This window comes from Roseateles violae, from assembly GCF_030410485.1.
In the GTDB taxonomy this organism is placed as follows: Bacteria; Pseudomonadota; Gammaproteobacteria; order Burkholderiales; family Burkholderiaceae_C; genus Roseateles_D; species Roseateles_D violae.
The window spans coordinates 73,377-85,716 of sequence record NZ_JAUHHC010000003.1 but is presented as its reverse complement, the minus strand read 5'-3'; the positions used below and the strand labels follow the sequence as shown (position 1 = coordinate 85,716).

The 12,340-nt window shown below is 68.3% G+C and carries 11 protein-coding genes and 1 tRNA gene; 4 read left to right on the top strand and 8 right to left on the bottom strand.

The features are described from left to right. Positions 1 to 48 precede the first annotated feature (48 nt). From QWJ38_RS10735 to prfB, 4 genes are all read right to left on the bottom strand, one after another. A tRNA-Thr gene (locus QWJ38_RS10735) sits at positions 49 to 124 on the bottom strand. A gap of 46 nt (positions 125 to 170) precedes the next feature. Continuing rightward, positions 171 to 1,184: a class 1 fructose-bisphosphatase gene (locus QWJ38_RS10730; protein ID WP_290359079.1), complete on the bottom strand. Its 1,014-nt coding sequence runs from the start codon at positions 1,182 to 1,184 to the stop codon at positions 171 to 173. Positions 1,185 to 1,204: 20 nt separating this feature from the next. Then, a complete protein-coding gene (gene pepN / locus QWJ38_RS10725; RefSeq protein WP_290359078.1) occupies positions 1,205 to 3,892 on the bottom strand; it encodes an aminopeptidase N in 2,688 nt (895 codons plus the stop codon). Positions 3,893 to 3,960: 68 nt separating this feature from the next. After that, positions 3,961 to 5,065, bottom strand: a protein-coding gene (prfB, locus tag QWJ38_RS10720) for a peptide chain release factor 2 (protein WP_290359077.1) whose coding sequence is annotated in 2 segments (ribosomal slippage) — positions 3,961 to 4,983 and positions 4,985 to 5,065 — 1,104 coding nt in all. Because the reading frame shifts where the segments join, the coding sequence is not laid out codon by codon here. Positions 5,066 to 5,115: 50 nt separating this feature from the next. Between prfB and QWJ38_RS10715 the strand changes: the two genes are divergently transcribed. Continuing rightward, positions 5,116 to 5,409 (top strand): hypothetical protein, encoded by a 294-nt coding sequence (locus QWJ38_RS10715; protein ID WP_290359076.1) that lies wholly within the window; start codon positions 5,116 to 5,118, stop codon positions 5,407 to 5,409. 6 nt (positions 5,410 to 5,415) lie between these two features. Beyond that, positions 5,416 to 5,700, top strand: coding sequence for a DUF4212 domain-containing protein (locus QWJ38_RS10710; RefSeq protein ID WP_290359075.1), 285 nt, complete (start codon positions 5,416 to 5,418; stop codon positions 5,698 to 5,700). On the opposite strand, the gene QWJ38_RS10705 is transcribed toward QWJ38_RS10710, so the two are convergent. Both QWJ38_RS10705 and QWJ38_RS10700 read right to left on the bottom strand, forming a co-directional pair. Further along, positions 5,681 to 7,750 carry an alpha/beta hydrolase family protein gene (locus tag QWJ38_RS10705; RefSeq protein WP_290359074.1) on the bottom strand — a complete coding sequence of 690 codons (2,070 nt, stop codon included), beginning with the start codon at positions 7,748 to 7,750 and terminating at the stop codon, positions 5,681 to 5,683. The genes QWJ38_RS10710 and QWJ38_RS10705 overlap by 20 nt on opposite strands. Before the next feature lie 76 nt (positions 7,751 to 7,826). Next, positions 7,827 to 8,750: an alpha/beta fold hydrolase gene (locus QWJ38_RS10700; RefSeq protein WP_290359073.1), complete on the bottom strand. Its 924-nt coding sequence runs from the start codon at positions 8,748 to 8,750 to the stop codon at positions 7,827 to 7,829. 75 nt (positions 8,751 to 8,825) lie between these two features. Here QWJ38_RS10700 and QWJ38_RS10695 point away from each other — a divergent pair, with 75 nt between their 5' ends. Further along, positions 8,826 to 9,326: a GNAT family N-acetyltransferase gene (locus QWJ38_RS10695; RefSeq protein WP_290359072.1), complete on the top strand. Its 501-nt coding sequence runs from the start codon at positions 8,826 to 8,828 to the stop codon at positions 9,324 to 9,326. Here the strand turns inward: QWJ38_RS10695 and arsC are convergent. Then, positions 9,323 to 9,670, bottom strand: a complete 348-nt coding sequence (gene arsC / locus QWJ38_RS10690; RefSeq protein WP_290359071.1) for an arsenate reductase (glutaredoxin) — start codon at positions 9,668 to 9,670, stop codon at positions 9,323 to 9,325. The genes QWJ38_RS10695 and arsC overlap by 4 nt on opposite strands. 99 nt (positions 9,671 to 9,769) lie before the next feature. On the opposite strand from arsC, the gene QWJ38_RS10685 reads away from it, so the two are divergent. Further along, complete coding sequence (locus QWJ38_RS10685) at positions 9,770 to 11,578, top strand: acetate--CoA ligase (protein ID WP_290359070.1); 1,809 nt, start codon at positions 9,770 to 9,772, stop codon at positions 11,576 to 11,578. A 4-nt stretch (positions 11,579 to 11,582) separates the two neighbouring features. Here QWJ38_RS10685 and QWJ38_RS10680 read toward each other — a convergent pair whose 3' ends face one another. Beyond that, complete coding sequence (locus QWJ38_RS10680) at positions 11,583 to 12,332, bottom strand: hypothetical protein (protein ID WP_290359069.1); 750 nt, start codon at positions 12,330 to 12,332, stop codon at positions 11,583 to 11,585. Between the last annotated feature and the right edge of the window lie 8 nt (positions 12,333 to 12,340).

Sequence of the window (12,340 nt, the reverse complement as noted above, 5' to 3'; positions counted from 1 at the left end):
AACAAAGGGCTTGGCAGAAGCCAAGCCCTTGTCACCATTGAGGAATTTTGGTGCCGATGAAGAGAGTCGAACTCCCGACCTTCGCATTACGAATGCGCTGCTCTACCAACTGAGCTACATCGGCTCATGCAGCAATGCTCATTACTGCAAGCCCGCTATTCTAACAGGATTTATTTGTCGGCTTCAAGGTGGTAGGCCGTGATTCTTTCCACCTCGTTCTTGGAGCCGAGCACGACCGAGACGCGCTCGTGCAGCTTGCTCGGCGGCAGGTCGAGGATGCGTTGGCGCGCATTGGTGGCGGCGCCGCCGGCCTGCTCGACCAGGAAGGCCATCGGATTGGCCTCGTACATCAGGCGCAGCTTGCCGGCCTTGTTGGGCTCGCGCTTGTCCCAGGGATACATGAAGACGCCGCCGCGGGTGAGGATGCGATGCACGTCGGCCACCATGGAGGCGATCCAGCGCATATTGAAGTCCTTCTCGCGCGGGCCTTCCTTGCCGGCCAGGCATTCGTCGATATAGCGCTGCATCGGCGCGTCCCAGTGGCGCTGGTTCGACATATTGATCGCGAACTCCTTGGTGTCCTCCGGGATCTTGACCTCGTCGCTGGTCAGCACGAAGGAACCCTGCTCGCGGTCCAGCGTGAACATCGCCACGCCGTCGCCCAGGGTCAGCACCAGGGTCGTCTGCGGGCCGTAGACGCAGTAGCCGGCCGCGACCTGCTGCTTGCCCGGCTGCAGGAAGTCCTCCTCGCCGACGCCGCGGTGGTTGGTCACCTTGCGCAGCACCGAGAAGATCGTGCCGATCGACACGTTCACGTCGATGTTGGAGGAGCCGTCGAGCGGATCGAACAGCAGCAGGTATTCGCCCTGGGGATAGCGGTTCGGCACGACGTAGATGCCGTCCATCTCCTCCGAGGCCATCGCGGCCAGATGGCCGCCCCATTCGTTCGCCTCGATCAGCACCTCGTTGGCGATGATGTCCAGCTTCTTCTGCACCTCGCCCTGCACGTTCTCGCTGCCGGCCGTGCCCAGCACGTCACCGAGCGCGCCCTTGTTGACGCTGATGGCGATGCGCTTGCAGGCGCGCGCGACGATCTCGATCAAGAGGCGCAGCTCCTGCGGGATATGGCCGTGCTGGCGCTGCTGTTCGATCAGGTACTGGGTGAGACTGATACGGCGGGTCATGGATTGCCTTCGAGGAAAGTTCAGGAACCGGAGGCCAGTGCGCGCTCGATGATCTCGCGCACGTCGTTGGACAGATCGGGCTTGGTGGCGACGCGGCGGATCGCCTCCAGCGCGGCGCTGCGATAGGGCTCGGCCAGCGTGGTCCAGCGGTCCATCACCCGCGCCAGGCGGCCGGCGACCTGCGGGTTGATCGCGTCCAGCGCCAGCAGCTGGTCGGCCCAGAACACATAGCCGGCCGCGTCGGCGCGGTGGAAGGCCGCCGGGTTGAACATGCACAGCGAGAAGATCAGGCTGCGTGCGCGGTTCGGGTTCTTCAGACTGAAGTCCGGGTGCTGCAGCAGCTGGCGCACCTTGGCGAACACGCGGCCACCCTGTTCGGCGGCGCGCGCCTGCAAGGCGAACCATTTGTCGATCACCAGCGGGTCGCCCTTGAACTGCGCGTGGAACTTGGCTAGCGCTGGCTCGGCCAGCTCGGCATGGCCGTTGACCAGGGCGGCCAGCGCGCCCAGGCGGTCGGTCATATTGCCGGCGTCCTTGAAGCGCTGATAGGCGCGGCCCAGCCAGACGCCGGCGTCGGCGCGGCTCTGCGCCTTCGCGTCCAGCACCAGCATGCCCAGCGCCAGATTGGCCAGCGCGCGGCGGCCGCTCGATACCGGATCGGGCGAGTAGGCGCCGGTATGGCTGTTCGCCTCGAAGGTGGCGATCCAGTCCTCGCGCAGCGCGGCGGCCAGCTGGATCTGCGCCGCCTCGACGGCCGCGTGGATGGCCTGCGGGTCCACCACTTCCAGCTGCTCGGCGATATAGGCCTCGCCCGGCAGGGTCAGCGCCAGCTCCTTGAAGGCGGCATCGAGGCCGGCGTGCTTCAGCACCGCGCGCATCGCCTCCAGATAGGCGGTGTCGAGCTGCAGCGCCTGGCCGGAGCGGACGGCCGCCAGGATGCGGTTCAGCGCCAGGCGCTGGCTGGCTTCCCAGCGGTTGAAGGCGTCGGCGTCATGCTGCAGCAGCACCAGCAGTTCGGCGTCGCTGAGGCCGTCGTCCAGCAGCACCGGCGCCGAGAAGCCGCGCAGCAGCGAGGGCACCGGCGCCACCGCCACATTGATGAAGACGAAGCGCTGCTCGGCCTGGTCCAGCACCAGCACGCGCTCCAGGCCGGCGGCCTCGGTCTCGCCCTGCAGCTGCAAGGGCAAGGCCTGGCCCTCGGCGCCGAGCAGGCCCAGCGCCACCGGAATCACCTGCGGCAGCTTGTGCTCCTGGCCCGGGCTGGCCGGATTGCTCTGCGCCAGGGTCAGCGTATAGGTCCGGGCCAGCTCGTCGTAGACGCCGCGGGCCCGCACGCGCGGCGTGCCGGCCTGGGAATACCAGCGCTTGAAGGCCTCCAGCCGCGTGGCCAGGGCCGAGCCGGGGTTGGCGTCGGCGATGGCCTGGGCGAAATCGTCGCAGGTGACCGCCTGGCCGTCGTGGCGCTCGAAATAGAGCTTCATGCCCGCCTCGAAGCCGGCGCGGCCGACCAGGGTCTGGTACATGCGCACGACTTCCGACCCCTTCTCGTAGACGGTGGCCGTGTAGAAGTTGTTGATCTCCGCATAGCTGTCCGGCCGCACCGGATGCGCCATCGCGCCGCTGTCCTCGGGGAATTGCGTCGCGCGCAGCTGGCGCACGTCCTGGATGCGGCAGACCGCGCGCGCGCTAGGCGTCGCGGCCATGTCCATCGAGAACTCCTGGTCGCGGAAGACGGTCAGGCCTTCCTTCAGCGAGAGCTGGAACCAGTCGCGGCAGGTGACGCGGTTGCCGGTCCAGTTGTGGAAGTACTCGTGCGCGACGATCGACTCGATGCGCGAGAAATCGGCATCGGTGGCGGTGGCCGGCGAGGCGAGCAGGGCGCTGGTATTGAAGATGTTCAGGCCCTTGTTCTCCATCGCGCCCATATTGAAGTCGGACACGCCGACGACCATGAAGCGCTCCAGATCGAGCGGCAGATTGAAGCGCGCCTCGTCCCAGACCATGGACGCGATCAGCGAGTTCATCGCATGCTCGGTCTTCTCCAGGTCGCCGCGGCGCACGAAGACCTGCAGCAGATGGTCGCGGCCGGCGCGGGTGCGCACCTTTTGCTCGCGCGCGACCAGATCGCCGGCGACCAGGGCGAACAGATAGCTGGGCTTGGGGAAGGGATCGTGCCACTTGGCGAAGTGGCGACCGTTGTCCAGTTCGCCGCTCTCCAGCAGATTGCCGTTGGACAGCAGCACCGGGTACTTGGCCTTGTCGGCGCGCAGGGTCACCGTGTAGACGGCCATCACATCGGGCCGGTCCAGGAAGAAGGTGATGCGGCGGAAGCCCTCGGCCTCGCACTGGGTGAAGAAGCTGCCGCCCGAGGTGTAGAGGCCCGACAGCGCGGTGTTCTTCTCCGGCGCGCAGGTGTTGCGGATCTCGAGCAGGAAGTCGGCGTCGGGCGCCTTGTCGATCAGCAGCAGATCGCCGTCCTGGCGGAAGGACACGCTCTCGCCGTCGATCAGCACGCGCAGCACGTTCAGTTCCTCGCCGTGCAGGCACAGCGGGCCGTGGGCAACGGCGGTGTTGCGCTCGATCCGCATCTTGGACGTCACCAGCGTCTTGGCCGGGTCCAGGTCGAAGCTCAGGTCGACGCTGCGGATCCAGAAGGCCGGGGCCAGGTAGTCTTCGCGGCGGATCAGGGTGACAGTGCCTTCACGCATGGCGGGCATCCTTTTATGGGCGGATCGGAACAGGAAAAACCCCGGCTGTCTCGGCCGGGGTGTGGGGCTTAGACGCCTTGCTTCAGGCTCTCGGTGATGAAGGCGTCCAGATCGCCGTCCAGCACCTTCTGCGTGGCCGAGGTCTCGTAGTTGGTGCGCAGATCCTTGATGCGGCTCTGGTCCAGCACATAGCTGCGGATCTGATGACCCCAGCCGACATCGGTCTTGGTGTCCTCGAGCTTCTGCTGCTCTTCCATGCGCTTGCGCATCTCGTGGTCGTACAGGCGCGAGCGCAGGCGCTTCCAGGCCACGTCGCGGTTGCTGTGCTGGCTGCGGCCGTCCTGGCATTGCACGACGATGCCGGTCGGGATGTGGGTCAGGCGCACCGCCGAGTCGGTCTTGTTGATGTGCTGGCCGCCGGCGCCGCTGGCGCGGTAGGTGTCGGTGCGCACATCGGCCGGGTTGATCTCGATCTCGATCGAGTCGTCGACCTCCGGGTAGACGAACAGCGAGGCGAAGCTGGTATGGCGGCCACCCGAGGAGTCGAAGGGACTCTTGCGCACCAGGCGGTGCACGCCGGTCTCGGTGCGCAGCAGGCCGAAGGCGTATTCGCCCTCGACCTTGATCGTGGCGCTCTTGATGCCGGCCACGTCGCCGGGCGTCTCGTCTTCCAGCGTCGCCTTGAAGCCCTTGCGCTCGCAGTACTTCAGGTACTGGCGCAGCAGCATGCCGGCCCAGTCGCAGGCCTCGGTGCCGCCCGCGCCGGCCTGGATGTCGATGAAGCAGTTGCTCGGATCGGCCGGGTTGTTGAACATGCGGCGGAACTCGAGCTGCTCGACGATCTCGCGCAGCTTGTCGGCGTCGGCCTCGATCGCCTCCAGGCCGGCGAAATCCTCGTCGGCCTTGCTCATCTCGTAGAGCTCGCTGTTGTCGGCGAGATTGCTGGTCAGGTGGTCGATGGTCTCGACCACGGTGTCCAGCGCGCGCTTTTCCTTGCCCAGTTCCTGCGCCCGCTTGGGCTCGTTCCAGACGTTCGGGTTTTCGAGCGCGGCGTTGACCTCGTTCAATCGCAGGGATTTGCGATCGTAGTCAAAGATACCCCCTTAGCGCGTCGGTACGCGCTGTCAGATCGGCGAGGGTCGAGCCGATCAGATTGATACGTTCGATGTCCATGGTGTTTCCCGGATTAGCCCGCTATTTTCACATAGGGCACACTGCGGCCCATGTTGCTGGTTCTCACCCTGTTCAAGATGCTGGCCGAGATCGCCCTGTGCGCGCTGGCCGGCCAGGGCCTGCTCGCGCTGCTGCTGGGAGCGGGGCGGGCCGGCAATCCGATCTACCGCCTGTTCGAATGGCTGAGCGCGCCGCTGCTGGCCGGCACGCGGCGCCTGCTGCCGCGGCTGGCGCCGCAGCGCCTGCCGACGGTGACGGCGCTGCTGCTGTTCCTCGTCTGGCTGCTGGCCACGGGCCTGAAAATCCGCCACTGCCTGGCCATCGGGCCGGCGCTGTGCCGCTGAGGCCGCATGAAGCTGCACGATCTCGACCAGCCCTCCGATCCGGCCGAGCCGCGCCGCCGCCGGTACTGGCGGCGCATGCAGCGCCTCAGCGCCGCGCTGCTGCTGCTGTGGGCGCTGGTCGGCTTCGGCCTCAGCTATTTCGCCCGCGCGCTCAGCTTCACCTTCTTCGGCTGGCCCTTCTCCTTTTGGGTCGCCTCGCAGGGGGCGCTGCTGGTCTTTCTGCTGATCGTCTGTGCCTATGCCTGGGCGACGCGGAGGCTGGACGAGAGTTTCAGCGAGGAGCGGGGCTAGGCGCCTCGCTGCCGCCCAGGTGCTGGGCGAGGAACTTCTCCACCCGCAGCGCCCAGTCGATCTGATTCTTGAGCTGGCGCCAGCCATGGGCCTCGTTGTCGTAGACGACCCATTCGGGCGGGCGGCCGGCCGCGATCAGCGCCTCGCGCAGGCGTTTGCCATGGGCCAGCGGCACGCGCCGGTCGGCGTCGCCGAAGCCCAGCAGCAGCGGCGCGGTGATGCGCGCGGCCTGCAGCAGCGGTGAGTTGGCGCTCAGCATCGCACGATCCTTCTCGGCATCGCCGACCAGCTCGGGCATGTAATAGCGGCGGCCATCGCTGGCGATGTCGTCATCGATGAACCAGGAGCCTTCCAGATAGAGGAAGGGATCGGTCAGCGCAGCCCAGGCCACGCCGCAGCGATACAGCTCCGGCTGGCGCACCAGGCCCATCAGCGTCGAGTAGCCGCCGTAGCTGGCGCCGGCGATGCAGGCGCGGTCCTTGGCCGCCAGGCCCTGGCTCTGAGCCCACAAGAGCGCATCGGCCACATCATCCTGCATGGCCTGACCCCATTGCTTCCAGCCGGCCTTGTAGTGGGCAAAGCCGTAGCCTGCGCTGCCGCGGAACTCGGGCGCGATGACCAGATAGCCGCGCGAGGCCAGGAACTGCTGCATCGCCTCCCAGCGCCAGAAGCCGCCGCGCAGCCAGGGGCCGCCATGGACGAGCACGACGGCCGGCAGTGCCTGGCCCGGCTGCGCCTTGGCGGGCGTCGTCAACCAGACCGGCAGGTCGCGGCCGTCGCGGGCCTTGATGCGATGCAGGGCCACCGAGGCCATGCGCTGCGGCTCGATCTCGTCCAGCAGCGCGCCGACGCGTATCCAGCGCGCCTCGGCGGCCTGGTAGACCAGCAGCAGGCCGGGGTCCCGGTCGGCGTAGCTGCGCACCAGGGCGGTCATGTCCGATTCGCCGCAGCGGCGGCAGCTGATGCGGTTGACGCGGCCCGGCATCTTCTCGTCCACCTCGACCTGGAACTTCTTCATCGCCTCATCGAACCAGACCGTCTGCTCGGCATCGGTCTCGACCCGCACGCCCAGCGCGCGTCCACCGGGTCGGTCGAGGACCAGGGAGCCGCGGAAATCGAAGCCCGGCGCGCGCACCAACGGCGGCGCCTGCGGCTTCATCGCCTCGAAATCGAAACGGGTCAGCACCGACCAAGCTTCGCGGCCCTCGGTATGTGTGCCCCAGAGGGTGCCACTGTCGTCGACGGCGCGCGGCGAGAAGCGCAGGCGGTCGAGCTGGCCCTCGCTGATCTGTCGCCATTGGCTTTCACCGGGGCCCAGCCAGTGCAGGCGCGAAGCGCCCTTCGAACGGCTGATGGCCACGCGCGGCTGGCCCTTGCTGTCGAACATCCAGTTCACGGTGTTGTCGGGCTCGCCATGGGTGTCGAGATGGCGGGTGCGACCGCTGGCGGTGTCCAGCCACATCGGCGTGACCGAGTCGACCGAGCGGTCGCCGGCCAGATTGAGGCGGCCGATGACGATCTCGTTCGGCCGCACGCCCTCCTGCTGCAGCGGCACATGCAGGAGCAGGTGGTACCAGTCGAGCAGGCGATCGCGGGGATCTCCGTTCGTTACCGTGGGCTGACTGCGGCGGCGGATCAGCTGGCGATGGTTCTGTCCGTCCACGTTCACGGCGAACAGACCAGGCTGCTCGCGGCGGTCGTCGCCGCTGCCGGATTCCAGATCCAGCACGCTGTAGACGAGGCGGCTGTCGCTGACCCAGTCGAAGCGCACGATGTCCAGATCGGGGAACTGGGCGATGCGCCGGGCGCCGACGCCGAATTCATAGACCACCAGACCGATGCGGTCGATGCCGCGGGAGCTGGTCACGGCCACGTACTTGCCCGATGGCGAGAGCTTGGCCTCCAGCACGGCCGGGCGCTGGAAGAAGCGCTCGACGGGGACCGGTGCCGAGGGAGCTGCGCCGCCCTGGCTCGGCTGGGCCTGCAGCGGCGTGGCGGTGGTGAAGAGAAGAAGAATGGCGGCCGCGCAGCAGCGAGGCCACGAGCGCATGGCAATCGACGACAACAACATCAGCTGGCCCTCCCTGGCCTTTTTTCTGGCCGGCGAGGGTAGCGTGCCGCGACGCTCAGGCCGCTCCCAAGAATCCCTCGATCGCCGCCGCCAGCGCTTCCGGTTGGTCGTGATGGAGCATATGGCCCGCTTCGCTGAGCGTGTGACGCTGCAGATCGGGCACGACGGCCAGCCGCGCCTCGAAGTCCGCGCGCGGATAGCGGTTGCCCCACCATTTGGTGATGTCGGTGCTGTCGCCCTCCACCCACAGCACCGGCGCGGCGATGCGCTGCCAGCAGGCGAGGATCTCGGCCTTGCGGTAGAGGATGGGATTGGCGCGCTTGTGGGCCGGGTCACCGAGGATGATCCACTGGCCGTTCTCGTCCTCGCGCGACCAGTGCGGCGCCAGCCACTGCGCCTTGGCCGGCGACAGGCGCGGGTTGGTCTTCATCAGCCGTTCGGCGACGGCCGCCAGGCTCGCATAGGGCTTCAGCTGCTGCGGCGTCTTTAGCTCGTCCAGCCAGTCGGCCAGGCGCTTGGGCGCCATTTCGGGGATCGTCTCCGGCAGGCCGAAGCCCTCCAGATTGATCAGGCGGCGGATGCGCTGCGGGCGCACGCCCGCATAGCTCATCACCACATTGCCGCCCATGCTGTGACCCAGCAGGTCGACCGGTGCCTCGGGGCTCAGGGCGTCCAGCAGCGCATCGAGATCGCCCAGATAGTCGGGGAACCAGTAGCTGTCGCTGCCGCTGTTGTCGCTGAGGCCGAAGCCGCGCCAGTCCAGCGCGACGATGGTCCGCTCCTCGCGCAGCGCGTCGACGACGAACTGGAAGGAGGCGCCGACATCCATCCAGCCATGCACCATCACCAGCAGCGGCCGCTCCGGTGTCGGTTTCAGCTGCTCGCCCCAGTGCAGCAGATGGTGGCGCAGGCCGCGCAGCCTCAGGAAGTCGCTGCGATGCCGGCGGCGCGGCTGGTAGGCGGAGGCGGTGTCGTTCATGCGCCCCAATGTAGGCGATGCGCCGGGTTCGCGCTGTCGGCGCGGCGACAGCGCCGGCAGGCACAATGCCCGGCCATGAGCACCTACACCTTGAGGGCGGCCGAGCCGCGCGATGTGCCGGCCATCGCCGGCCTGATAGCGGAACTTGCCGAGTTCGAGAACCTCACTCATCTGCTGCAGCTGACGCCGGAGAAGCTGGCGCCGCATCTGTTCGGCCCCAGGCCGGTGGTCGAGGCACTGGTCGGCGAGGTGGGCGAGGACGACGGCTCGCGCGAGGTGATCGCCTTCGCGCTCTTCTTCACCAACTTCAGCACCTTCCTGGCCAGGCCGGGCCTGTACCTGGAAGACCTTTACGTGCGGCCGGCGCATCGCCGCTCGGGCCTGGGCAAGCTGCTCTTGACGCGCCTGGCCGAGATCGCCGTCGAGCGCGACTACGGCCGCTTCGAATGGAGCGTGCTCGACTGGAACGAGGACGCGATCCGCTTCTACGAGAAGATGGGCGCCAGCGTGCTGCCCGAATGGCGGATCTGCCGGCTGACCGGCGAGGCGCTGGCGGCCTACAAGGCCAAGGCTTAGTCCAGCACCGTCAGCGCCAGCTCCGACGGCCGGGCGATCACCGCGCGATCGCCGTTCACGACGATGGGGCGCTGCAAGAGGACCGGATGGGCCGCGACGGCGGCCAGCAGCGCAGCCTCGTCGAGCGCCGGCTCGTCCAGGCCCAGCTCCGCGTAGGTCTCCTCGCCGCTGCGCAGCATCTCGCGCGCCGGCCGGCGCAAGCGTCGCTGCAGTTCCAGCAGCCGCTCGACGCTGGGCGGCGTCTGCAGGTAGTCGATGACTTCCGGCTCGAGGCCGCGCGCCTGCAGCAGGGCCAGCGTTTCGCGCGACTTCGAGCAGCGCGGGTTGTGATAGATCTGGATCATCCGCGCATTCTAGAAATGTGCGGGGAATCCATGAGGCCGCCGGGCAGGGCGCTGGCTAGGATGTTCGGTCCCATAGAGCGATGAGCGAGGAGCGGCCCGATGGCGCTGCAAGAAGCTGGCGGTACCGAGGATGTCTACGCGGCCCTGCACGCGGCCTTCCGCTGGCAGGTGCCAGCCGAATTCAATATCGCCGAGGTTTGCTGCGGCCGCTGGGCGCATGAGCGGCCCGATGCACTGGCGATCGCCTTCGAGAGCGACAGCGGCTGCCGCGCACACTACAGCTACGGCCAGCTGCAGCGCGCTGCCAACCGGCTCTCCAATGCCTTGCGCCGCCAGGGCGTGCAGCGCGGCGATCGGGTCGCCATCGTGCTGCCGCAGCGCTTCGAGACGGCCGTCGCCCATATCGCGATCCAGCAGCTCGGCGCCGTCGCGATGCCCTTGTCGATGCTGTTCGGCCCGGAGGCGCTCGAATACCGGCTGCAGGACAGCGGCGCGGTGCTGGCCCTGGTCGAGTGTGCGGCGCTCCCGGCCTTGCGCGGCGTGCGCGAGCGCTGCCCGGCGCTGCGGCGGCTGATCGTCGTCGGCGAATGCGGCGCCGAGGGCGAGGACGAGATCGGCTGGATGGCCGCGCTGCAGGCCGAGGATGCGCGCTTCACCGCGGTCAAGACCAAGGCCGAGGAGGCGGCGATCCTGATCTACACCAGCGGCACGACCGGCCCCCCCAAGGGCGCGCTGCTGCCGCAGCGGGCGCTGATCGGCAATCTGAGCGGCTTCGTCGCCAGCCAGAACTGGTTCGGCTTCGATCCCTTCGATCCCGGCAAGCCCAGCGAGGCGGTGTTCTGGAGCCCGGCCGACTGGGCCTGGACCGGCGGCCTGATGGATGCCCTGCTGCCGACCCTGTACTTCGGCCGGCCCATCGTCGCCTACCAGGGCCGCTTCGCGCCGGACAAGGCCTTCGAGCTGATGCAGAGCCATGGCGTCACGCACAGCTTTCTGTTCCCGACCGCGCTGAAGGCGATGATGAAGGCGCTGCCGCGGCCGCGCGAGCAATACCCGACCCTGAGGCTGCAGGCCATCATGAGCGCCGGCGAGGCGGTCGGCGACGCGGTGTTTGCCTATTGCGAGCAGGAACTGGGCATCACGGTCAACGAGATGTTCGGCCAGACCGAGATCAACTACATCGTCGGCAACTGCAGCCGGCTCTGGCCGGCGCGGCCGGGCAGCATGGGCCGCGCCTACCCGGGCCATCGCGTCGCCGTCATCGACGACGAGGGCAAGCCCTGTCCCCCGGGCGTGGCCGGCGACGTGGCCGTGCACCGCCGCGATGTGCATGGCGCGCCCGATCCGATCTTCTTCCTCGGCTACTGGAACCGGCCCGACGCGACGCGCGCCAAGTTCAGCGGCGATCCGGGCCAGGCCCCCGGGCAAGCGCAGGCGCTTGCCGCCCCCCAAGGGGGTGAGCAAGGCTTGGGGCTGCCCGGCGCCTTGCCGGACAGCTGGTGCCGCACCGGCGATATGGCGGTGCAGGACACCGACGGCTATCTCTGGTACCAGGGCCGCAGCGACGATGTGTTCAAGGCGGCCGGCTACCGCATCGGCCCCAGCGAGATCGAGAACTGCCTGATCAAGCATGCGGCGGTCGCCAATGCGGCCGTCGTGCCCAAGCCCGATGCCGAGCGTGGCGCCCTGGTCAAGGCCTATATCGTGCTGGCGCCCGGCTTCGAGGGCACGAAGGCGCTGGTGGCCGAGCTGCAGGCCCATGTGAAGGACCGGCTGGCACCCTACGAGTACCCGAAGGAGATCGAGTTCATCGAGGCCCTGCCGATGACGACCACCGGCAAGCTGCAGCGCCGCGTGCTGCGCCTGCAGGAGGAAGAGCGCGCCCGCGCGCGCGGCGTGCTGGCCTAGCTGTCTATTTCCGCAGCCGCACGCTGAGCTTCGCGTCGGTCGGCGCCACCAGCCGGGCCGCATCGGGCCAGCGCTCCTCGCCGGTCAGCGTTGCGCAGGGCTTGCTGGCGGCGCCCTTGGGGGTGTCCGGATCGCGGTCCTTGGCATCGGCCGTCAGCGGCAGGCCGAGGAGCTGGCCCTGTTCCTGCCATTGCAGCTGCCAGGCCGGCTCGGCGCTGCAGACGCGCACGCCCTCGATCTGCGGGAACAGCCAGCGCAGATACCAGGGCAGCAGCTCGCTGCGCAGCTTGCCGGCGACGGCCATGATGCGGCGCACGGTCGCCATATCGAGTTCGCTCGGCTTGCTCGTCAGCAGCAGCGTGCCCTGGACCGCCATGCTGCCCTTGGGCTGGTTGATCGCCAGATCGGCCTCCTTGGCCTGCTGCTGCGGCAGGATGGGCAGCTCGAACAGCCCGTCCGCCTGTACCGGGATCGCGATGTACTGCTCCTCGTGCTGGATGGCCAGCTTGGTTGGAGGCAGCGGCCGGGCCGGATCGCTGGTCTTGAGCCGGAACTCCATGCGGAACAGGCCCTGGCCATGGGTCTGCAGGCCCTGCAGCAGCTCGTTGATGCGGCCGTAGGGAATCAGGCCGGCATCGCGCCGCAGGCCGGACACGCTGACGGTGTCGAGCTGCTCGACGGCGGGCGGCGCATCGGCGGCATGGGCGGGCAGCGTCGCCAGCAGCGCGCAGGCGAGCAGGTATCGGTGATCCATCGGTTTCC